Annotated in this window: 18 protein-coding genes; 13 read left to right on the top strand and 5 right to left on the bottom strand. The window is 51.6% G+C overall.

Translation table 11 applies throughout. The features are described 5' to 3' along the window. Positions 1-64 precede the first annotated feature (64 nt). From AOC34_RS06690 to radA, 3 genes are read left to right on the top strand one after another with little or no spacing between them, the layout of a single operon-like run. Complete coding sequence (locus AOC34_RS06690) at positions 65-1,906, top strand: potassium transporter Kup (protein WP_234408179.1); 1,842 nt, start codon at positions 65-67, stop codon at positions 1,904-1,906. Beyond that, positions 1,903-2,412 (top strand): hypothetical protein, encoded by a 510-nt coding sequence (locus AOC34_RS06685; RefSeq protein ID WP_108469339.1) that lies wholly within the window; start codon positions 1,903-1,905, stop codon positions 2,410-2,412. The genes AOC34_RS06690 and AOC34_RS06685 overlap by 4 nt, the downstream gene beginning before the upstream one ends. A gap of 11 nt (positions 2,413-2,423) precedes the next feature. After that, positions 2,424-3,791, top strand: a complete 1,368-nt coding sequence (radA, locus tag AOC34_RS06680) for a DNA repair protein RadA (protein WP_108469338.1) — start codon at positions 2,424-2,426, stop codon at positions 3,789-3,791. A 31-nt stretch (positions 3,792-3,822) separates the two neighbouring features. Here radA and prmB read toward each other — a convergent pair whose 3' ends face one another. From prmB to dapD, 3 genes are read right to left on the bottom strand one after another with little or no spacing between them, the layout of a single operon-like run. Beyond that, positions 3,823-4,731, bottom strand: coding sequence for a 50S ribosomal protein L3 N(5)-glutamine methyltransferase (gene prmB, locus AOC34_RS06675; RefSeq protein ID WP_108469337.1), 909 nt, complete (start codon positions 4,729-4,731; stop codon positions 3,823-3,825). Between the two features lie 4 nt (positions 4,732-4,735). After that, on the bottom strand, positions 4,736-5,887 hold the full coding sequence (gene dapE / locus AOC34_RS06670) for a succinyl-diaminopimelate desuccinylase (protein WP_108469336.1): 1,152 nt from the start codon (positions 5,885-5,887) through the stop codon (positions 4,736-4,738). A 2-nt stretch (positions 5,888-5,889) separates the two neighbouring features. Then, on the bottom strand, positions 5,890-6,717 hold the full coding sequence (dapD, locus tag AOC34_RS06665; protein ID WP_108469335.1) for a 2,3,4,5-tetrahydropyridine-2,6-dicarboxylate N-succinyltransferase: 828 nt from the start codon (positions 6,715-6,717) through the stop codon (positions 5,890-5,892). 175 nt (positions 6,718-6,892) lie between these two features. Here dapD and smc point away from each other — a divergent pair, with 175 nt between their 5' ends. Genes smc through ligA form a run of 3 tightly spaced genes read left to right on the top strand, consistent with a single transcriptional unit; the run spans position 6,893 to position 13,480 of the window. Then, complete coding sequence (gene smc / locus AOC34_RS06660; protein ID WP_108469334.1) at positions 6,893-10,414, top strand: chromosome segregation protein SMC; 3,522 nt, start codon at positions 6,893-6,895, stop codon at positions 10,412-10,414. Beyond that, positions 10,415-11,449 carry a cell division protein ZipA C-terminal FtsZ-binding domain-containing protein gene (locus AOC34_RS06655; RefSeq protein WP_108469333.1) on the top strand — a complete coding sequence of 345 codons (1,035 nt, stop codon included), beginning with the start codon at positions 10,415-10,417 and terminating at the stop codon, positions 11,447-11,449. A gap of 9 nt (positions 11,450-11,458) precedes the next feature. After that, a complete protein-coding gene (gene ligA / locus AOC34_RS06650; RefSeq protein ID WP_108469332.1) occupies positions 11,459-13,480 on the top strand; it encodes an NAD-dependent DNA ligase LigA in 2,022 nt (673 codons plus the stop codon). 35 nt (positions 13,481-13,515) lie between these two features. Here ligA and AOC34_RS06645 read toward each other — a convergent pair whose 3' ends face one another. Both AOC34_RS06645 and map read right to left on the bottom strand, forming a co-directional pair. Next, on the bottom strand, positions 13,516-16,110 hold the full coding sequence (locus AOC34_RS06645) for a [protein-PII] uridylyltransferase (RefSeq protein WP_108469331.1): 2,595 nt from the start codon (positions 16,108-16,110) through the stop codon (positions 13,516-13,518). A 29-nt stretch (positions 16,111-16,139) separates the two neighbouring features. After that, positions 16,140-16,967, bottom strand: coding sequence for a type I methionyl aminopeptidase (gene map / locus AOC34_RS06640; protein ID WP_108469330.1), 828 nt, complete (start codon positions 16,965-16,967; stop codon positions 16,140-16,142). Positions 16,968-17,218: 251 nt separating this feature from the next. Between map and rpsB the strand changes: the two genes are divergently transcribed. The 7 genes from rpsB (at position 17,219) to ispC (ending at position 23,167) form a co-directional block, all read left to right on the top strand. Then, positions 17,219-17,968, top strand: coding sequence for a 30S ribosomal protein S2 (rpsB, locus tag AOC34_RS06635; protein WP_108469329.1), 750 nt, complete (start codon positions 17,219-17,221; stop codon positions 17,966-17,968). Beyond that, positions 17,968-18,849: a translation elongation factor Ts gene (tsf, locus tag AOC34_RS06630; protein ID WP_108469328.1), complete on the top strand. Its 882-nt coding sequence runs from the start codon at positions 17,968-17,970 to the stop codon at positions 18,847-18,849. The genes rpsB and tsf overlap by 1 nt, the downstream gene beginning before the upstream one ends. 167 nt (positions 18,850-19,016) lie before the next feature. After that, positions 19,017-19,727: a UMP kinase gene (pyrH, locus tag AOC34_RS06625; protein WP_108469327.1), complete on the top strand. Its 711-nt coding sequence runs from the start codon at positions 19,017-19,019 to the stop codon at positions 19,725-19,727. Positions 19,728-19,739: 12 nt separating this feature from the next. After that, complete coding sequence (gene frr, locus AOC34_RS06620) at positions 19,740-20,300, top strand: ribosome recycling factor (protein ID WP_108469326.1); 561 nt, start codon at positions 19,740-19,742, stop codon at positions 20,298-20,300. A gap of 31 nt (positions 20,301-20,331) precedes the next feature. Next, positions 20,332-21,105: a polyprenyl diphosphate synthase gene (gene uppS, locus AOC34_RS06615; RefSeq protein WP_108469325.1), complete on the top strand. Its 774-nt coding sequence runs from the start codon at positions 20,332-20,334 to the stop codon at positions 21,103-21,105. An 8-nt stretch (positions 21,106-21,113) separates the two neighbouring features. Then, positions 21,114-21,944, top strand: a complete 831-nt coding sequence (locus AOC34_RS06610; RefSeq protein ID WP_108469324.1) for a phosphatidate cytidylyltransferase — start codon at positions 21,114-21,116, stop codon at positions 21,942-21,944. Then, complete coding sequence (gene ispC, locus AOC34_RS06605) at positions 21,941-23,167, top strand: 1-deoxy-D-xylulose-5-phosphate reductoisomerase (protein ID WP_108469323.1); 1,227 nt, start codon at positions 21,941-21,943, stop codon at positions 23,165-23,167. Before AOC34_RS06610 ends, ispC begins: the two co-directional genes overlap by 4 nt. Positions 23,168-23,175 lie beyond the last annotated feature (8 nt).

Raw genomic sequence — 23,175 nt, 5'->3', positions numbered from 1 at the left:
CAAGCCCGTTGACCTGCATAGCAGCGGCGATGGTGGTGAGCACAAGAAGGGTTTAGGCGTTCTCATGCTGGCTGCAATTGGCGTGGTTTTCGGTGATATTGGTACTAGTCCCTTGTATGCCCTCAAAGAATGCTTTGATGCCGAGCATGGCATTGCCTTTAGCCCTGAGGCCCTTTATGGGGTGATCTCCATGATGATCTGGGCCTTGATTTTGGTGGTGACCTTCAAATACGTCTTGTTCGTGATGCGCGCCGATAACAAGGGTGAGGGCGGCGTTTTATCCCTCATGGCCTTGGCACTGCGTTCCGTTAAAAGCGGTACAAAAGAATATTTTGTTTTGATGATTCTGGGCATGTTAGGTGCCTGTATGCTGATTGGTGAGTCTGTCATCACGCCGGCGATCTCGGTATTGTCTGCAGTAGAGGGTATTGAGATTGCAACACCGGCATTAAAGCAATTCATCATTCCGATTGCTGTAGTTATTCTGTTTTGCCTCTTTGTGATTCAAAAATACGGCACGGCAATGGTGGGTAATTTATTCGGACCCGTTACATTGATTTGGTTTTTAGCGATTGCTGCACTGGGCATTTGGAATATTACTAATGCCCCTGAAATTGCCCTAGCGTTTAATCCGATGTACGCCATTCGGTTTATTACCGACCACCCCTTAACGGCATACATCGTGATGGGTGCAGTGGTGCTGGTAGTGACTGGAGTGGAGGCGTTGTATTTAGATATGGGCCACTTCGGTCGTAACCCCGTGCGCTTTGCATGGCTCTTGATTGTTCTGCCTAGTCTGCTGCTCAATTATTTAGGGCAGGGTGCCTTGGTGCTCTCCAACCCCGAAGCCATTCGCAATCCCTTTTATATGATGGTGCCAGAGTGGGCCCTTTGGCCGATGGTAGGGCTTGCCACCGCAGCAACTGTGATTGCATCCCAAGCTGTGATCTCTGGCACCTTTTCGTTAGTGAGTCAGGCCATCTCCTTGGGATTTTTGCCACGCATGAATATTCTGCACACCTCTGATTCCGAGCGTGGGCAGATTTACATCCCGATCGTGAACTGGGCCTTGCTCGTGATGGTGATTGTGACCATTATCGAGTTTGGTGAGTCGGTGAACTTGGCTGCAGCCTATGGCCTGTCCGTTACCTCAACCATGCTGATTACGACCATCTTACTTTCGATTGTGATGCGCCGTGAATGGCGCATTAATCCGGTTTTGATTGCCTTGTTAATTGTGTTTTTCTTTGCAGTCGACTTGGCTTTCTGGACCGCTACCTTGATCAAGATTAAGGATGGCGGCTGGTATCCGCTGCTGATAGCACTAGTCTGCTTTACTTGCTTGATTACTTGGTACAAGGGTCGTAAGTTACTTCGCGATAAATTGATTAGCAATTCCATTCCGATGGAGGCGTTTGTTGGTAGTCTGCTGGCGCATCCACCGCATCGCGTTGAGGGAACTGCGATCTTCTTAACCGCGCATATTGATTATGTACCGGTGGCCATGCTACACAACCTCAAACACAACCGCGTGATGCATGAGCGAATCTTTTTCTTGAAGTTGAGTACCTGGGATGTGCCTTATGTAAATGACAGCGAGCGCATCACCATGCGCGATTTGGGCGGACAAGTGTTCTTGGTGCGTGCGGTCTATGGCTTTAAAGAAACGCCAGACATTAATTCGATCTTAACCCTGCTGGAGAAACAAGAGAACCTGAGCTTTGATTTGATGGACACCTCTTTCTTCATCTCGAAAGACACCATCATTCCATCGGCATCCCCTGGAATGGCGCTGTGGCAGGAAAGCCTCTTTTCGTGGATGATGCAAAACGCTGCAAAACCGTCGGACTTTTTCAAGATCCCAACCAATCGCTTAGTTGAGCTGGGCGCAAAGGTTGAAATTTGATTCGCCTCTCTTCTTTCCGCGTTTGCCTTTCAACTGCGTTTGCCTTTGGCTTAGTGCTGGGGGTGGGTGCCGCACAAGCAACCCCAGCACAAGAAGCAGAACTTGAAAAGTTAGACAAGATCGAGGCCGAGCTGACCCTGCAGCGCGAGTGGGCAGATTACCGCTGGAAAAAAGCCTCTTCCGAGTGTTATGAAAAATACTTAGTGAATCGTTGTCTAAGCCAAACGCGTACTCAATATCGTAAAGAGATCGATCCGATTCGGGCGCAAGAGGTCGAGCTCAATACGGCGCAGCGGGAGCTGCGCAAGCTTCTCAAAGACGAGCGCGATGCCAAGCGCAAAGCAGAAAAAGCAGATCCAGCAAAAGCAGCAGAGCGCGCTGAAAATGTCCGTGCTTTTGAGGAAAAGCAACAGGATGCTGCAAAGAGGGCTGCAGACTTAGAGGAGCGACGTAAAGATGCCCCGCGTCGCGCACAAGAAAACAAAGCAGGTACCCAGTTACAGTAAAGAGCACTATTTTGGCAAAAGCAAAAACCATTTATGTTTGTAATGCCTGCGGCGGCAGTACCCCGCGTTGGCAGGGGCAGTGCCCTGCATGCCAAGCTTGGAACACGTTAGAGGAAAGCCTTTCTGAATCAACCTCCACGAATGCCCGCTTTCAGGGTTTAGCGCAAGCTGTACCCCGTCAAAAGTTATCGGCCATCAAGGCCGAGGATATGCCGCGATTGCCAACTGGCGTAGATGAATTTGACCGCGTCCTCGGTGGCGGTCTAGTGCCTGGCGGTGTTGTCCTGATCGGCGGTGATCCGGGTATCGGAAAATCGACACTATTGTTGCAAGCCTTGGCAGAAATGAGCGCTGCTGGCGTTTCCGTTTTATACAGCAGTGGCGAAGAATCGGCTGCGCAGATTGCGCTGCGAGCAAAACGCATTGTCTTGGCTGCTCCGCAGTTGGAGGTTCTTGCAGAGATCCAACTCGAAAAATTATTGACTACCATTGATGCCGCCCGCCCCCAAGTGGTCGTGGTGGATTCCATTCAGACGGTTTACTCCGATGCTTTAACTTCGGCGCCGGGTTCAGTTGCACAGGTGCGTGAGTGCGCTGCGCAGCTTACCCGCTATGCTAAATCCACTGGCATTTGCATGCTGATGGTGGGGCACGTGACCAAAGACGGTCATCTTGCTGGCCCGCGGGTGCTGGAGCACATTGTCGATACCGTGCTTTACTTTGAGGGTGATACCCACTCATCATTCCGTTTAGTGCGCTCGATTAAAAATCGCTTTGGCGCAGTGAATGAGCTTGGTGTATTTGCCATGACCGAAAAAGGCCTGAAGGGCGTCTCTAATCCATCGGCCATCTTTTTATCGCAGCATGCGGAGATGGTGCCGGGTGCTTGCGTGCTTGTTACCCAAGAAGGTAGCCGTCCCTTATTGGTTGAAATTCAGGCCTTAGTAGATACCGCCCACATTCCCAATCCAAGGCGCTTGGCAGTCGGCCTCGAGCAGCATCGACTGGCTATGTTGCTGGCGGTATTGCATCGCCACGCGGGGATTGCCTGCTTTGATCAAGACGTCTTTCTGAATGCGGTGGGTGGTGTGAAGATCTCTGAGCCGGCGGCTGATTTAGCTGTGCTCCTGGCAATTCAATCGTCGATTCGGAATCGCGCCTTGCCGAAAGAGTTAATCGTATTTGGTGAGGTGGGTTTGGCGGGAGAAATCCGCCCTTGTCCACGCGGTCAAGAGCGCCTCAAAGAAGCCGCCAAACTCGGCTTTACGATTGCCATCATTCCGAAAGCCAATCTACCCAAGAGCAAAATCCCCGGCTTGCGCGTCATTCCCGTGGAGCGTATTGATGAGGCTATCTCTGCAGCTAACGAACTCAGTTAGCAATATTGTTAGCACTATTGAGTAACGCTCGTTAGCGCAAGTCTTCTGCTTGGATTAGTAGAACTTGCTCGTTCCCTGCAGAGACGTCCATCCAAATCACTGGGATCTGTGGGAAGGCTTTGTGAAAGTGCTCCACTTCATTGCCAATTTCAAGTACCAGCGCGCCGCGCTCGCTCAGGTAGTCCGGTGCATTCCCAATAATCTTTCGAATTAGGTCCATACCATCTTCGCCACCAGCTAAAGCAAGGACGGGTTCAGCATGGTATTCAGCGGGTAGCTTACGCATGCTGGCTGCATTGACGTAGGGCGGATTGCAGATGATCAAGTCAAAGCGGTTTTCGTTAATGGGGTCAGGCAAAGGGCTCCAAAGATCGCCATGGAACAATTCAATGTGAGAACTGAGGCCGTGACGATCCAAGTTACGTGCCGCTACTGCTAATGCAGGCGCGCTGATATCGCACGCACTCACATGGATATCCGGGCAAGACAGCGCCAGCAGGACGGCAAGGGAGCCATTACCGGTGCATAAATCAAGCGCGCGACCATCGGCAGGTAGCCATGGCTCAAGCGCTCCTTCAGTAATCAGCTCCGCAATCCACGAGCGGGGAACGATGCTCTGTTCATTGCAATAGAAGGGCACACCCATCAGCCAGGCTTCTTCCAAAATGTAAGCTAATGGCTTACGCGTTTGAATGCGCTCATTGGCAACTCCCAGGGCAGCGTCATAAAGACGGTGATCGAGTGGTGCCTGCAGTTGCTCTAAAGCATCGCTTGGACTGATTTGAAGTTGTTTGCTAATAATCCACAACGCCTCACTTTGGGCGTCGATTGCGCCGTGCCCGTAGCTCAGTTTAGCTTGATCGAGGTGTTGCGCAAGCCGATCGATCGATTGTTCTACGGTGGCGATGGTATTGCTCTGCGACTGAGGCTCTGGATCCATGGGTTTAGGCGATTAACTGCTCAAGCACGCGCTTGTAAATGTTCTTGAGCGGCACAATGTCTTCGGCGCAAACGGACTCATTCACTTTATGGCTCGTCGCATTGATCGGCCCAAACTCCACTACTTGAGAACAAATCTTGGCAATAAAGCGGCCATCGCTCGTGCCGCCGGTAGTGGAGAGTTCAGTGACAACACCGGTTTCATCTTGAATCGCTTTGCGCAGCGCGCTCGCCAATGCTTCGTCCCCAGTAATGAAGGGGCTGCCTCCTAAAACCCAATCAATCGAAAAGGTCAGGCCGGCTTCGGTCAGAATGCTCTCGACCCGCTGACGCAATTGCTCAGGCGTGCTCTCGGTTGAAAAGCGGAAGTTAAAGTCGATGGTGAGTTCGCCTGGAATGACGTTATTGGCGCCAGTACCTGCGTGAATATTAGAGATCTGAAAACTAGTCGGCTGAAAGTAGCGATTGCCTTGATCCCATTCGGTACTCACCAGCGCCTGAATGGCGGGTGCAGATAAATGAATGGGGTTCTCACCGAGGTGAGGGTAGGCAATGTGCGCTTGGATGCCCTTGATGTGCAATTTGCCAGACAGGGAGCCGCGCCTGCCGTTCTTAATCATGTCACCCAATTGATTGACTGAAGTAGGTTCACCAATCACACAGTAGTCCAGTCGTTGACCCCGCTCTTTAAGCCGTTCGCACATGACCACCGTGCCATCGTTGGCTGGACCTTCTTCATCGCTGGTAATTAAAAAAGCAATCGTTCCGGCGTGCTCCGGATTGGAGGTAATGAACTCCTCTGTTGCCACTACAAAACCGGCGAGGGAGGTTTTCATATCAGCTGCGCCGCGGCCGTACAAATAATCGCCGCGGATGGTGGGAGTAAATGGATCGCTCTCCCACTTTTCCAAAGGGCCGGTAGGAACCACATCGGTATGACCGGCAAACATCAATACTTTGCCGGCATCACCTTGCGTGCCTTTTTTGATTGCCCACAGGTTGGTCACCTGAAAGTCACTGGGACCGCCCACCACGCTTTCTGTATGAAAGCCCAACTCCTTTAAGCGAGCAGCGATTAAATCCTGGCAGCCGCCATCAGCTGGTGTTACCGAACGGCAGGCAATCAGGGCTTTGGTTAATTCAATCGCTGCGCTCATGATTAATCGCGCAAGAGCTCATTGATGGCAGTTTTTGCTCGGGTTTGAGCATCGACTTTCTTAACGATGATGGCAGCGTAGAGGCTGTATTTTCCATCTGCGGAGGGCAGTGACCCAGGCACCACTACTGAACCAGCAGGCACACGACCGTAATGAATTTGACCGGTTTCGCGATCGTAAATCTTGGTGCTTTGGCCAATAAAGACGCCCATCGACAAGACGCTGTTTTCTTCCACCACAACGCCCTCAACCACCTCGGAGCGTGCACCAATGAAGCAGTTGTCTTCAATAATGACGGGGCCAGCCTGAATTGGCTCTAAAACACCGCCAATACCAACACCGCCAGATAAATGCACATTCTTACCAATTTGAGCGCAAGAACCAACGGTTGCCCAGGTGTCGACCATGGTGCCTTCACCGACATACGCGCCGATGTTGACGTAAGAGGGCATCAAAACGGCATTCTTACCAATATAGGAGCCACGGCGTGCAACAGCCGGGGGTACGACCCGAAAGCCACCCTCGATGAAGTCCGCCTCAGTCCAGTTCTCAAACTTGCTGGGTACTTTGTCGTAAAACTGGGTAAAGCCGCCGGCTGGCATGACTTTATTGTCTTCGAGGCGGAAGGACAGTAAAACCGCCTTTTTAACCCACTGGTTGACTTCCCATTGCCCAACGGAACGGCGCTCAGCAACGCGAATACGTCCCCGATTGAGGCCGTCTATGACAGCGCTGACGGCATTGCGGATTTCAGTGGAAATGTCCCCTGCAGAGAGGTTTGCTCGGTTGTCCCAGGCTTGTTCGATAACGCTTTGTGGTGATTGGCTCATGCTTTTTAGATAACTATCAGATTGTTAAGGGGTTTTAGCCCTAAATGGCGAAACATCATTATATCGGCGGGGAAAATTCCGGTGTAAAGCTTTGTGAACTTGCTATCATCCTAATCACGGAATTTACCCCTTTTTTCTTGAACCAGTCAGACTTTTTTACCCCGCAAAGCGCCCTGTGCAACTCAAATCAATCAAACTTTCTGGCTTTAAGTCATTCGTCGATCCCACCCATTTTGAGATGCCAGGCCAACTGATTGGTGTGGTGGGACCGAATGGATGCGGAAAATCCAACATTATTGATGCCGTTCGCTGGGTTTTAGGCGAATCCAGGGCCAGCGAATTGCGCGGCGAGTCGATGCAGGATGTGATTTTTAATGGGTCTGGATTGCGTAAGCCATCGGGTCGCGCTAGTGTCGAGTTACTGTTTGATAACGCGGATGGCCGCGCACACGGACAATGGAGTACGTTTGCTGAACTTGCGGTAAAGCGGGTGCTCACCCGCGATGGCAGCTCGAGCTATTACGTCAACAATCAAGTGGTGCGTCGTAAAGACATTCAGGATATTTTCCTGGGCACCGGCATGGGGCCACGCGGTTACGCGATTATTGGTCAAGGCACGATTAATCGCATTTTGGAATCCAAGCCAGAAGAGTTGCGGGTATTTTTAGAAGAGGCTGCAGGCGTTTCAAAATACAAAGAACGCCGCAAAGAAACCGCCTCGCGCCTTGAAGACACACAAGAGAATTTAGTACGCGTACAAGACATATTGCGCGAGCTGGAAAAGCAACTCGAGCGCCTAGAGAGTCAGGCTACGGTTGCAGAGCGCCACAATCTATTGCAAGTGGAAATGAAATCACAGCAGCAATTGCTGTGGTTCGTGCGTCAAACCGAAGCAGGTAAAGAGCAAGAGCGCCATGCCAACGGCATCCGCGACACACAAGTTCAGCTCGAAGAGCAAACCGCTAAATTGCGCCATGCTGAAGCCGAGCTCGAGGCAATGCGTACGCAGCAGTATGCGCTGCAAGATAAAGTATCCGAAGCACAAGGAGAGCTCTATCAGACCAATGCCGATGTCACTCAGGTTGAGGCAGAGATTCGGTATGTGCAGGAGGCGCGCCAGCGTCTACAACAGCAAACGCAGGATCTGCAGTCACAACTGCAGCGTTGGACCGTTCAAGAAACCGACGCAGCCCAGGCACAGCGCTCTGCCGAGCACGAGTTAAGCCTCGCAGCAGAACAAGAACGCAATTTACAAACCCAGCTCGCAAGCTTGCAAGAGCAGTTGCCTGGGCGCGAAGAAGCATACCAACTAGCTGTTACTCAGTTAAATGCAGCGCGTGACAGTGTTGCTGCAATTGATCAACGCCTGGCAAGCCTGACTGAGCGTGCAAAAGCGATTGCCTTGCAGCTGGAAGAATCTGGGGCGCGTCAAGCACGTTTAGAGACTGAATTGGCCGGCATGCGCAAGCCGGATGCAATTGCTTTGCAAATGGCGCTCGATCGCCAAGTGATGGCGCAGCGCAAGGTAGAAGAAACCAAAGCCCGTGCGCTTGAAATGCAACAGCGTGTTCCGGCGGCGGATGAGGCGCGTAACCAAGCGCAGCAGCAAATACAGTCAGCCAATCAGGATTTAGCTCAAACCGAAGCCAAGCTTACTGCTTTAACTGCGCTGCAAGCGAGCGTGCAAGCACAAGGAAAAATCGGACCTTGGCTTGAAAGCAAAGGCCTGAAAGAAAGTAAGCGTTTATGGCAAGACCTCAAGGTGGAGAGCGGTTGGGAAACGGCTCTTGAGTCGGTTTTGCGGGAGCGCCTTGCGGCGGTCACCGGCAAGAATGCAGAAGAAGCGGTTGCTTTAGCAAAGGACGCGCCACCGAGTCGCCTTGCGATTCTATTAGCCGATGAATTGCCTGCATCCCAGATCAATACACCTGCGGAGTTCACCTTATTGCTGTCGCGCATTCAGAGTGCGGGCGCACCGCGCGTGATGCAGGTATTGCAAGAGTGGCTCGGTGCTGTCTTTATTGCCAATAACCTCGAAGACGCATTGCGTCGCCGCGAAAAGTTACCAGTAGGCGCAACCTTAGTAACCCAAGAAGGCCATTTAGTTAGCCGAGTGGGTGTACAGCTCTATGCTGCCGACTCAGAGCAATCGGGTATGTTAGCCCGCGCTCAAGAAATGGAGAGCCTGGAGAAGCAGCTAAAGGCCCAGCGTTTAATTCAGAGTGAGCTGCAAGGCGAGCTTGATCAGTGCGCCGCCAATTACCAAGCGGCCCATCAAGCAGCGGAGCAGTCGCGCATCAATGCTGAGCATGCAGTTCAGGAGGCCCATGGGTTTGAAGTGGAGCAGATGCAGCTCACGCAAGCCGAAGAGCAATACAGCCAGCGCGCCGCACAAATTCAGTCGGAGATGGCTGAGATTAGCGGGCAGCAGCAGCAGTTCAATAGCAATGGCGTTCAGTCGCAGGCAGATTTAGATCAAGCGCAGGCCGACAAAGAACGCTTGCATCTCGAGTTAGAGAGTGCGCAATCGAATCTAACGCGCAGCAGTGAAGAGCGTGAGACTTTGCGTACAAACCTACGCACCGCAGAGATGGCGGCTCAGGAAGCAGCTTTTGCTACCCGTTCATTGCAGCAGCGCATAGCCGATTTGCAGCGCGATCAAAGCACGGCGCGCGACCAAATCATCGAGATTCAGGATAAATATGCTGCCAGCGAGCAAGAGCTTGCGGGTCTGAGCGATGAAGCGGCTCAAGAAAAACTGCAAGGGCTGCTGCTAGTTCGTGCCGAGCGCGAAGCAGCCTTAGCGAATGCCCGTACCGAACAAGACGCATTGCTGCACCAGTTGCGCGAGGCAGATGAAGGGCGACTCTTGATTGAGCGTAGCTTACAGCCGATGCGCGACAAAGTGATGGACCTGCAGCTGCGTGAGCAAGCCGCTCGCCTTAACTTTGAACAGTTTGCTACCTTGCTTGCGGATGCAGAGGCCGATCTCACTAGCCTCGAAACCCGTTTCAGTAGTGATCTGAAAGTAGGGCACCTGCAGAGCGAAGTCAATCGCTTAAATAGTGAAATTCAGTCACTGGGCCCAGTCAACATGGCCGCACTCGATGAGCTAGCGAGTTCGCGCGAGCGTAAATCATTCCTGGATGCACAATCGGCCGACTTAAATGAGGCGATGCAAACCTTAACCGACGCCATTGCAAAGATTGATGCAGAGACCCGTGATTTATTGCAGGGCACCTTCGATCAGGTGAATGGCCATTTTGGACGACTCTTCCCTGAGCTGTTTGGTGGCGGCCACGCTGAGCTCGTGATGACCGGCGAAGAAATCTTGGATTCAGGCGTTCAAGTGATGGCTCAGCCACCCGGCAAAAAGAATAGCTCTATTTACCTACTGTCTGGCGGGGAAAAGGCCTTAACCGCAATTGCCTTGGTTTTCTCCTTATTTTTATTGAACCCAGCACCATTCTGCTTGCTCGATGAGGTCGATGCGCCGCTCGATGATGCCAACACATTGCGCTATGCAGAGATGGTTGCTAGGATGTCCGCTAAGACCCAGTTTGTCTTTATCTCGCACAATAAGATCACCATGGAAATTGCCCACCAATTGATTGGCGTCACCATGCAGGAGCAGGGTGTATCGCGTATCGTGGCCGTTGATATTGCATCTGCAGTATCCATGGTTGAGGCCGCCTAAATGGGACTCGAGCAAATCACAGCGACGCTGGGTTTGTCAGAACTGCAATTTGCCTTAGGCCTGATTGGTATTTTCCTCGTGGTCTTGGTGGCAATTGTTAATTTGCGGAGTGCGCGCGCAAAACGCCAAGCGCGCAAACCAATTGAGCCTGGATTCGCTGATGCAACGGCCCAGAACTTCACCGGCGATCGCGTAGAGCCTGGGTTTTCCGAGGCCATCAATACCGTAGTTCCAGATGCACCTCGTTTTGCGATCGACCCACGCATTGACTGCGTGATTAATTTGCGATTTGAGAACCCCATTAAGGGTGGCGAAATTATCAGTGAGGTTGCAGATTGGCCTCGCTTTGGTGCGCATTGGATATACGAGGGCTTGCAAGCTGATGATCCTAAAGGCAACTGGGAGCCAATTTCCATGGATGCCCATTACGCCGAACTGCAACTCGCTATTCAGCTCGCCAGCCGCAAAGGTCCGATCGGCGTATTGGAACTCTCGGACTTCTGCTCGCGTAGCCAAGCCTTAGCCGAAGTATTGGGCGCACAAATTGACATGCCCAGTGTTAGCACTATGATAGAAAGCGCCAAGGAGCTTGATGCGATTGCGGCAGAAAGTGATATTCAGCTCAGCATCAATGTGGCCTTTGATGGTAAAGCAAAAACACGCGCCGAATTAGATGTACTGATGCTAGAGCGAAACTTTGTGCTTTCAAAAAACAATCGGTCCTATGAGTTTTTCTCAAACAATCAAATCTTGTTTGCCAGCAACGCACTTGATCCAGACCAGCCCGTTACAGGGATCTCCCTATTGCTAGAGCTTCCTTTAGTGGCGCAAGAGCAAATGGGTTTTGAGCGGATGTTGGCAGAAGGTGTCGCTTTGGCTGAGGCAATGCAGGGCCGCATTGTCGACGATAACGGGGTTAATCTGACCGAGAACGCCGTGATTGCGATTCGCCATCACTTAGATGGCCTCTACAGCCGCCTCGAGCAAGACGGTATTGCAGCTGGCTCCGCAACAGCTGCGCGCTTATTCAATTAAGGACGGGAAATGCCGCATTCCGATCCGATGGATTCAGCGGAGCGATATGCTTGGCTTCAGTCAGAGCTTGCACGTTTAGATCACGCCTACTATGTGCTCGATACCCCCTTATTGCCCGATAGTGAGTATGACCGCCTGTATCGCGAATTAATTGCACTCGAGCAAGTCCATCCCGATTGGGTAAGGCCGGACTCACTCTCGCAGCGTGTTGGCGGCGCTGCTTTAAAAGAATTCACGAGCGTCAAGCACGCTGTCCCCATGCTCTCCCTCAATAACGCCTTTGATGATGCAGAGGTAATGAATTTTGATCGCCGCTGCCGTGAGGGCTTACAACAAAACCAGGTGACCTATGCGGGCGAGTTGAAGTTTGATGGCCTAGCCATTTCCCTGCGTTATGAAAATGGTCTATTGGTTCAAGCGGCCACCCGCGGCGATGGTAGTAGCGGTGAAGACGTTACGGCCAACATTAAAACCATTCGAGCAATCCCACTCCGTCTTCAAGGCAATACTATTCCAGCAGTACTTGAGGTCCGTGGTGAAGTCTTTATGCATCTTGCTGATTTTGCGAAGATGAATCAAGAGGCTGCTCGCTTAGGTGAAAAAGAATTCGCGAATCCGCGCAATGCCGCTGCGGGCAGCCTGCGCCAGTTGGACTCGAAAATTACCGCAAAACGGCCTTTATCCTTTTTTGCCTATGGCGTGGGTGCGTGTGAGCCACAAAGTTGGTTGCCAAAATCCCACAGCGCATTGCTTGATCAATACCTTAGCCTGGGCCTGCCTGTTTGTGCGGAACGCAAAGTTCTGTCATCGGTGGACGATATCCTGAGCTTCTATCGGGAGATTGGTAGCAAGCGTGATCGTTTGCCTTATGACATCGATGGCGTTGTCTATAAAGTCAATTCCTTTGCAGAGCAAGCTGAGCTTGGCTTTGTTTCGAGGGCGCCGCGCTTTGCCTTAGCTCATAAGTATCCAGCCCAAGAGGCGCTCACAACCGTATTAGGAATTGATGTTCAGGTGGGGCGCACTGGCGCTATTACGCCTGTTGCTCGCTTAGCCCCAGTGGAAGTGGGTGGCGTCACCGTGACCAATGCCACGCTACACAATGAAGATGAGGTGAAGCGAAAGGATGTGCGCACTGGCGATACCGTAGTAGTACGACGTGCGGGTGATGTGATACCCGAAGTGGTGTCGGTGGTGCTTGAGCGTCGGCCGAATGATACCAAGGCTTTTGAGATGCCAAGCCGCTGCCCCGTGTGTGACTCACACATTGAGCGCGTAGCAGATGAGGCCATTGCCCGCTGTAGTGGTGGCCTATTTTGCGGTGCGCAGCGTAAGCAGGCCTTAGTTCATTTTGCGCATCGCCGCGCCATGGACATTGAGGGGCTTGGAGAAAAGATTGTCGATCAGCTCGTAGACAATAATTTGGTGCGCACCCCAGCCGATATATACCGCCTGGGATTTACGGCAGTTGCCAATTTAGAGCGCATGGGTGAGAAGTCGGCTGATAATTTAATTCAGGCGATTAATCAATCGCGAACCACGACCTTGGCCCGCTTCATCTTTGCCTTAGGTATTCGCCATGTAGGCGAAACGACCGCAAAAGATTTAGCCAATCACTATCAAAATATGCACGCCCTCATGGATGCCACAGGCGAAGACCTGTTAACGGTTCGGGATGTTGGCCCCGTTGTGGCAGACTCAATCACCGGCTTCATGCAAGAACCCCACAACCGTGAGGTAATCGAGCAATTACTCGCATCGGGCATGGTGCTCAGTGTCGAAGAGAAAAAGGTCAGCGCAGCGGTAGCAGGTAAAACATTTGTACTCACGGGCACGCTGCCTACCTTATCGCGGGATGAAGCAAAAGAGCGACTAGAACGCGCTGGCGCCAAAGTAGCGGGCTCCGTTTCTAAAAAGACCGATTACGTTGTGGCAGGCGATGACGCAGGCAGCAAACTCACTAAAGCGGAAGAACTTGGTGTGCCGGTGATTGACGAAGCAGCGATGTTGGGTTTACTTGCGCAAGAGTAATGCAATGTCGACTGGCTATCGATTGGTTATAGGCCTTAGCTGGCCAATACATCTAGGATTTCGGTTTCAATCTGGATTTGCAGTTTCGGATTCTTGCTGAGTTCTGCAGCATTGAGTAGCAGTACGTCTTCCACGCGTTCGCCCAAGGTATTAATGCGGGCGGTGTGGATGGAAACGCGGTGCTTTGCAAGGATCTGTGCCACTGCATAGATCAGCCCGGTACGATCGCTTGCTGAGAGCGAAAGAACGACATACTGACCGCGATCATCGGGTTGCATATTGACCCTAGCTTGCACCGGAAAGCTGCGGGATTGCCTGGATAGGCGGCCCATGCTGGGCGCCGGGAGTGAGTCGCTTTTTTCAAGCGCCGTCTTGAGTTCATATTCCACTAGTTGAATGAGGTCGCGGTAACTGCCGGTTTCGGTTAAACGATTCATGCCAGTGACCTGGAAGGTGTCTAGCGCATAACCGTGCCGCGTTGTATGAATGCGTGCATCCCAGATAGAAAAGCCGTGGCGCTCAAAGTAGGCACAGATGCGCGCAAATAGATCGGCTTGATCCGGCATATAGACAGCAACTTGCAGTCCTTCGCCTACGGTCGATAGTCTGGCGCGCACTACGGGCTCTGTACTATCGACGCGATTAAAGAGGTGCCGAGTTAACCAGGCAATATCACCCGCATCTTGGCGTAAGAAAAAAGCGACATCCAATTTTTGCCATAAGTCCGCATAGGCCTCATCTTCAATGCCATTGAGGCGTAAATTACGCCGGGATTCTTCTTGGTGCTGGGCTAATTCCGATGTAGCATCGGTTTTGGCGCCGCCCAGCACGCGCAAGGTGGCTCTGTAGAGATCCTCTAACAGCTTAGCTTTCCACGCATTCCAAACCTTGGGGCTGGTGCCCCTGACATCGGCAACGGTGAGTAAATAGAGCGCAGTAAGATGCCGCTCATCGCCCATCTCTTTCGCAAATTGCGCGACGACATCGGGATCGGAGATGTCTTGTTTTTGAGCTACCTGGCTCATTTTCAGGTGCTTTGCCACTAACCACACCAAGAGCTCGGTATCGGTTTTGCTGAGACTGTGGTCTTTGGCGAACTGCCGCATATCGCGCATGCCCAACTCGGAATGATCACCGCCACGGCCTTTAGCGATGTCATGAAAAAGGGCGGCTAAAACAATCAGCCATGGTTTATCGAAGTTCGCAATCAAGCGACTGCAGTAAGGGAACTCCTGCGTATGCTCCATGATCATGAAGCGCCGTACATTACGCAACACCATCAAGATGTGTTGATCAACCGTATAGACGTGAAACAAATCATGCTGCATCTGCCCGACAATTTTTCGGAAGGCAGGTAAGTAACGACCCAATACGCTGGTTCGGTTCATCAGCTGGAAGGCGCGCGTCACACCGTCTGGCTGTTTGAGGATTTCCATAAAGAGCGCGCGGTTGGCAGGGTCTTTGCGCCACTGGCTGTCCATGCGGTTGCGCACGTTGTAGAGCGCCCGAAAGATGGTTGCCGAGAGGCCGGTTAAGGTGGGTGATTGGGTAAAGACTAAAAAGGTTCTGAGAATCTGCTCGGGGTGTTTCTCATAAAGCATGGGGTCGGTGATATCAAGCAAACCTTGGCGCTCAATAAAGAATTGGTTCTCTTCCCCAGGAATGGCATGCGTTGTTTTTGATTCTTGCGGGAAGAGTAATGCTTCAATGTTTTGCAGCAGTACATCATTGAGCTGGGTTACTGCTTTTGCGGCCCAATAGTAGCGCCGCATGATGGCTTCGCTCGCAGCGCGATTGCTTTCAGCCTCAATTCCCATGGCGCTTGCGAGTGGCGCCTGCAAATCAAATGCCAGCACATCCTGTCGGCGTTTTGCCAGCAAATGCAGGTGGGCACGAATGGTTTCGAGTAGGCGCTTATTGCGCTTGATCTCGGTAAGCTCGCGCCGAGTAATGATCCCCTTTTTGTACAGATCCTGAAAGCCATTACCAAACTGCGCTGCTTTACTGACCCAGGTAATGATCTGGATATCGCGTAAACCGCCTGGACTCTCTTTGCAATTAGGCTCTAAGGAGTAGGGCGTATCTTGGTATTTTTGATGGCGTTGCTTGAGCTCAAGCAATTTAGCCTGGAAGAAGGCCTTGGGATCCATGGCATTCCAATAGGCTTTGGAGAATTGCGTAAATAGATTGCGATTACCACCTAAAAAGCGCGCCTCTAGTAAAGAGGTACGCACCGTAATGTCCTGGGCCGCTTCCGATAGGCACTCGGCACTATTACGCACAGACGAGCCAATCTCGACTCCTGCATCCCAGCATTGCGCAATGAATTGCTCAACGCGAGCAGAGAGCGTTTCTGACTCGTGGTCAGGGAGCAAAATTAAGATGTCGACGTCAGAGTACGGAAAAAGTTCGCTGCGCCCATAGCCGCCGACCGCAAGCAGGGCGGCATCGTCATGCAATTGGCATTGTGACCACAAATTCATGAGCAGCACGTCACTCATGTTGCTCAGCTGCTTACTTAGTTTATCGACGCCTTGGTGCGCTTGAAACTCTGCATACGCCTCTTCACGAGCAGTGCGTAACTGAGCCCCATTACTGATCACAACTGGATTTTGTGTGGCCGTACGCATGAATGAGGGTATGCCGTTTGTCGGGTGAACTATGCGCTGGGGCGGAAATGCAATCCGGCAACGCATTCGGGCGGTGGGTTGCTGCCTTCTGACCACGTTAGGACTTCAACACCCTTGTGGGTCACGAGCAGGGTGTGTTCCCACTGCGCTGATAGGCTGCGGTCTTTGGTCTTCACCGTCCATTGATCCGGCATCGTCCGAATGTCGCGTTTACCGGCGTTGATCATGGGCTCAATAGTGAAGGTCATACCGGCTTCTAATGTTTCGCCAGTGCCGGGCCTGCCGTAATGCAGAATTTGCGGATCTTGGTGAAAGACTTTGCCAATGCCATGACCACAGTACTCACGCACAATCGAGTAACCGGCTTTTTCAGCATGGGTTTGGATGACGTGCCCGATATCGCCGAGGCGCGCACCTGGCTTCACTTGAGCGATGCCAAGCCACATGCATTCAAAGGTAATTTGGGTTAAGCGTTTTGCCAGCACCGATGGCTCACCCACCATAAACATACGACTCGTATCGCCAAAGTAGCCAGCTGGGGTGATCACGGTAATGTCGAGATTAACTACATCACCGGATTTCAAGATTTTGTCACCGGGGATGCCATGGCAAATGACGTCATTCACCGAGGTGCAGATCGATGCCGGAAAGGGTGGATATCCCGGCGGCTGGTAATTGAGTGGCGCTGGTATGGTTTTTTGCACATCGCGCATATAGGTATGGCAAATACGGTCTAACTCGCCAGTGCTGATGCCAGGCTGCACAAAAGGCGCTACGTGGTCTAGTACTTCGCTGGCCAGCCGGCCCGCTTCACGCATCCCTTGGATGTCGTTTTCGTCGGTAAATACACTATTCATGCTTTTATTATCAACGACTTGGCGGTTTTATGGGCAATCTAAGGGCATTTCAGGCACTTTCAGGCAGGGGGTCTGGCTAAGCCGGGATGCCCTAGCTAATTGATATGTAAGCTATAATTTTGGAATCGGTTGATTCGATGACGTCCATGTGACGGCATCTGGTGAACCGAAATTGCGGGTTAGGCCTTCCAGGGTGGCACTTTTTAGTGCAGCTAGGACCTAACCTTAGATCAAACCCTTAGGAGAATGTTATGTCAGTGACTATGCGTCAGATGCTGGAAGCCGGTTGCCATTTTGGCCACCAAACACGTTTCTGGTCCCCCAAGATGGCCCCTTATATTTTTGGCCATCGCAATAAAATTCACATCATCAATTTGGAAAAAACATTGCCCATGTTTCAGGAAGCCCTGAAAGTGGCAAAACAAATTGCAGCCAATCGCGGCACCATTTTGTTTGTTGGTACCAAGCGCCAGTCCCGCGAGATCATCGCCGAAGAGGCAGCGCGTGCAGGTATGCCGTACATCGATAGCCGCTGGCTCGGTGGCACCCTGACCAACTTCAAAACCGTTAAAGGCTCACTGAAGCGTCTGAAAGACATGGCCGTTGCGAAAGAAGCAGGCGATTGGGAAAAGCTTTCCAAGAAGGAAGCCCTCACCAATGACCGTGACCTCGATAAATTACAAAAAGCCTTGGGCGGTATTCAGGATTTGAATGGCGTACCTGATGCGATTTTCGTCGTGGACGTCGGCTATCACAAAATTGCGATTACCGAAGCCAAGAAATTAGGCATTCCAGTGATTGCGGTTGTGGATACCAACCACTCCCCTGAAGGCGTGGATTACATCATTCCAGGCAACGATGACTCCAGCAAAGCAGTAACCCTGTATGCCCGCGGTATTGCCGATGCCATTTTGGAAGGCAAAGCCAACGCAGTTCAAGAGATTTTGACTGCCGTTAAAGAAGGCGAAGAAGAGTTCGTTGAAGAAGGGAAGGCTGAGTAATGGCTGCAATTACCGCTGCAATGGTTGGCGACCTGCGCGCCAAAACCGATGCTCCGATGATGGAGTGTAAAAAAGCATTGACCGAGGCTGATGGCGATATGACTAAAGCAGAAGAAATTCTGCGGGTGAAGTTGGGTAGCAAAGCCAGCAAGGCCGCCTCCCGAGTTACCGCTGAAGGTGTCGTAGCTGCTTTTATCAACGGCACCACTGGCGCCTTAATTGAAGTTAATTGCGAAACTGACTTTGTGTCGAAGAACGATGACTTCTTGGCGTTTTCAGACAACTGCGCCAAGCTGGTTGCGAATAGCAACCCAGCTGACGTGGCTGCCTTAGCTGGATTGCCACTTGAAGGCGAAACCGTTGAAGCGGTTCGCACCAAGTTGATTGGTCGTATTGGTGAAAACATTACCCCACGCCGCTTTCAGCGTTTTGCTGGCGACAGCAAATTGGTTTCCTATTTGCATGGAACCCGCATTGGTGTGATGGTGGAGTTCACTGGCGATGAAACAGCCGCGAAAGACGTTGCGATGCACATTGCTGCAATGAAGCCGGTTGCTTTGTCTACTGCCGATGTTCCGGCAGAAAACATTGCCACTGAGCGCAACATTGCAGAGCAAAAAGCAGCGGAATCCGGCAAGCCTGCGGATATCGTTGCCAAGATGGTTGAGGGCTCAGTGCAAAAGTACTTGAAAGAGGTATCTCTTTTGAATCAACCCTTCGTGAAAAACGATAAGCAAACCGTGGAGCAAATGCTCAAGGCCGCAAATACGACGATTAAGTCTTTCACGATGTTCATCGTGGGCGAGGGCATTGAGAAGCGGCAAGATGACTTTGCAGCGGAAGTGGCAGCCCAGGTTGCCGCAGCAAAAGCAAGCGTATAAATGACCATTTAAACGCAGGGGGTCATTAAGCCCTTGTATTGATTTGGTTTGGTACCCGAACAGGGCGTGGAAGCGAAAGTTTCTACGCCCTTTTCTTTGCCCTTTATAATGGGAATCAACCATTAAAAAATACATATAAATCAATAACCTAAGTAGATTAAACGACCATGCCAGCATACAAGCGCGTACTCCTAAAACTTTCTGGTGAAGCGTTAATGGGTGAGGATGCTTTTGGCATCAACCCAACCACCATCGATTCCATGGTTGCTGAAATCACTGAGGTGGTCCGCCTAGGCATTGAGCTGGCGATTGTGATTGGCGGCGGTAATATTTTCCGCGGCGTTGCTGGCGGCGCTGCCGGCATGGACCGCGCTACAGCAGACTACATGGGTATGTTAGCCACCATGATGAATTCATTGGCGTTGCAAGATGCTCTGCGTCAAAAGGGTGTTGAGGCTCGTGTTCAATCGGCTTTGCGGATGGATCAAGTGGTGGAGCCCTACATTCGCCCGCGGGCCATTCGGGCGATGAGCGAAGGTAAGGTCGTGATTTTCGCTGCCGGTACCGGCAATCCATTTTTTACAACCGATACTGCTGCGGCGTTACGTGGTGCCGAGATGGGCGTTGATATCATGCTCAAAGCCACCAAGGTGGATGGCATTTACAGCAGCGATCCCAATAAGGACGCAAGCGCGACACGGTATGACTCGATTACCTTTGATGAGGCGATTATTCAAAACCTGCAAGTGATGGATGCCACTGCATTTGCCTTATGCCGCGATCGCAAGTTGCCGATTAAAGTATTTTCAATCTTAAAACCGGGAGCCTTGTTGCGCGTAGTACAGGGCGAGTCCGAAGGCACCTTGGTGCACGTCTAATAGGAGAACAGCATGTCCGCAGTTGAAATCAAAAACACGACTGAACAAAAGATGCAGAAGTCGCTCGAGTCCTTAAAGAGTGGACTGGCAAAAATTCGTTCGGGCCGTGCCAATCCTGGCATCTTGGAGCACATTCAGGTTGATTACTACGGCAACCCCACGCCCTTAACGCAGGTGGCTAATTTGGGTTTAGCAGACGCGCGTACGATCAATGTTCAGCCTTTCGAAAAAACCATGGTGGCGGTGATTGAAAAAGCCATTCGGGATTCTGATTTGGGCCTAAACCCAGCATCGCAAGGCACGATTATTCGAGTACCGATGCCAGCCCTGACTGAAGAGCGTCGTCGTGAACTAACCAAGCTTGTCAAAAGCGAAGGTGAAGACGCGAAGATTGCGGTGCGAAATTTACGTCGTGACGCCAATGAGCATTTAAAGCGCTTAACGAAAGATAAAGAAATCTCCGAGGACGAAGAGCGTCGCGCTACTGATGAGATTCAAAAGATGACCGACAAAGCCGTCATCGACATCGACAAAATTGTGGTTGATAAGGAAAAGGAAATCATGACGGTGTAGTCGCTGTCACGATTCCTACTCATTCAAGTCCATGGTTAGACACACTAGCTCAACAATTGAAATCCCTGAGGTGAGGGCAGTGCCGCGCCATGTGGCGATCATCATGGACGGCAATGGTCGCTGGGCAAGTAAGCGCCATATGCCGCGCGTTGCTGGCCACTCCGAAGGTTTGGGCGCAGTTCGCAAGGTAGTTGAAGAATGCCGTCGCCAGGGTGTGGAATTTCTGACGGTGTTTGCCTTTAGTTCCGAGAATTGGCGTCGCCCTCCAGAGGAAGTCGGCTTTTTAATGAAGCTCTTTCTGAAATCCTTGCGCGGCGAAGTCGGCCGCTTGGCAGAAAATGGCATTCAATTGCGCCTGATTGGCGATTTAAGTCAATTCGATCAATCGATTCAGGAGATGATTGCTTATTCTGAAGAAAAGACCGCGCACTGCAAAGACCTCACCTTGACGATTGCAGCGAATTACGGCGGCCGCTGGGACATTTTGCAAGCAACGCGCGAAATGTTGCGTGCCAATCCGAATATCGAAGCCGATGCAGTATCGGAAGACCTTCTGCAGCCATATTTATCTATGGCCTACGCGCCCGAACCGGATTTATTTATTCGTACTGGGGGTGAGCAGCGTGTGAGTAACTTCTTGCTTTGGCAATTGGCCTATACCGAGTTGTACTTTACCGATACGCTGTGGCCAGACTTTACTGCGTCTGATTTACAAGTTGCGTTTGATTGGTTTAGTCAGCGCGAGCGCCGTTTTGGTCGCACCAGCGCTCAGCTTGCTTCAGAAACTCTCTCTGCTTCCGCTTAAGCGACCCTATGCTTAAAACCCGGGTAATTACTGCAACTGTTTTACTGGCAGTTTTTTTACCAATTCTGTTTCTATTACCGCCGATCTACATCAATGCCCTTTTCCTTGTCATGATTATCTTGGCCGCGTGGGAATGGAGTCGCTTGATTGCGCCTGGCGCCACTAGAGCAGCGTTGATTTATGCCGGCCTGTGTTTCATTGCAATTGCAGCCTTGCTTTTCTTTTCCAATGTGGATATCGATATCGCGCTGCTTTTATTGGCAATGGTCTTTTGGATCGTTGGGGCGCCACTCATCATGTCGCGCGGCACCCAACTGACCCTATCGAAATGGCAATTCTTTTTGGCTGTATTGGGTTTAATCGTTCTACCGGCGACCTGGTTTGCTTTGGTGTTCTTGAGAGAAATGGGTTTGCTGTGGCTACTCACAGCAATGGCCTTGGTTTGGGTTGCGGATATTGGCGCTTATTTTATTGGTAAAGCCTTTGGACGTCGTCGCCTGGCACCGCAATTAAGTCCGGGCAAAACGGTTGAAGGTGCTTTAGGTGGGATCGTTCTCTGCTGTTTGTTTGCGACCCTTTGCGCTCTGTACTTACCTCCAACGGCAACGATCTTTGGCGCCTTTGCAGTCAGTTGGGGGTGGCTGCCGATGTTTTTATTGGTGATCAGCTTAACGGCCCTCAGCATTGTCGGCGATTTGTTTGAATCGCAGCTCAAACGATTGTCCGGAGTAAAAGATAGTAGTCATTTGCTGCCGGGGCATGGCGGCGTTCTCGATCGCATCGATGCGCTGTTGCCAACCATGCCCATCGTTGTATTGCTGGTTGGACTCTTGAAATGAATAGCTCTAGCAATTCTTTTTTACGCCGCCGCGTTACGGTTTTAGGGTCCACCGGATCAATTGGTGTGAATACCCTGGATGTGATTCGGGCGCATCCCGATCGCTTTGAGGTGGTTGCGCTAACGGCAGGACGCCAGGTTGAGCGTCTGGCACAGCAGTGCCTGGAATTTAAGCCTCGCATTGCCGTGGTGGCTGATGCTGCTGGCGCGGCACAGTTAAAGCAATTGCTTGCAGAAAAGAGTGGTCAACTGACGATCCTCCACGGACCAGAGGCATTGCTTACTGCTGTTCTGGAGTCGGACTGCGATACCGTGATGGCAGCAATTGTCGGCGCGGCTGGCTTAGCACCTACCTTGGCTGCGGCACAAGCAGGTAAACGCATTCTGCTGGCCAATAAAGAGGCCCTCGTGATGTCGGGTGATCTATTCATGAGCGCAGTCAAAGCGGGCGGTGCAGAGCTCTTGCCGATTGATAGTGAGCACAACGCCATTTTTCAATGCTTGCCGGATCGGTTTGGTTCCACATCCAACGGAAATACGCGCGACCATTTTGGCGTCGAGGAGCTTTGGCTGACGGCATCGGGCGGTCCATTTCGGGAGAAGAGTCTGGATGCCCTCAAAACCATTACGCCTGATGAGGCGTGCGCACATCCCAATTGGGTAATGGGACGTAAGATCTCGGTCGATTCAGCAACCATGATGAATAAAGGCTTAGAGGTCATTGAGGCCCACTGGTTATTTGGATTACCTTTATCTCAAATACGAGTATTGATTCATCCGCAGAGCGTAGTGCACTCGATGGTGCGTTATCGCGATGGTTCGGTGATTGCGCAATTGGGTCAGCCCGACATGCGCACTCCGATTGCCTATGGCTTGGCTTGGCCTGATCGCATCGATGCCGGCGTGCCGCCATTGAATTTAGCGCAGATGGCAAACCTGCATTTTTCAGAGCCTGATTTTGAACGTTTCCCGTGCTTGGCGCTCGCATTTGAGGCGGCTAAGGTGGGTGGCACTGCCCCGGCGATTCTGAATGCTGCTAATGAAGTGGCAGTGGCTGCGTTTTTGGATCAGCGCTTGCCGTATTTGCAAATCGCTAGCGTGGTTCGTGAAACACTCTCCGCGATTCAATCCGTTCCTGCCAGTTCAATTGAGATTGTGCTGGGCGCGGATACGCAGGCACGCCAGGTTGCAGCGCAGCTGGTTTCCACGCTAGCTAGGAAATAGAGGCATCG

This window comes from Polynucleobacter difficilis (genome assembly GCF_003065365.1).
GTDB classification, from domain to species: Bacteria; Pseudomonadota; Gammaproteobacteria; order Burkholderiales; family Burkholderiaceae; genus Polynucleobacter; species Polynucleobacter difficilis.
Note: the sequence above shows the minus strand (reverse complement) of the source record. Positions and strands in the feature narration are given on the sequence as shown.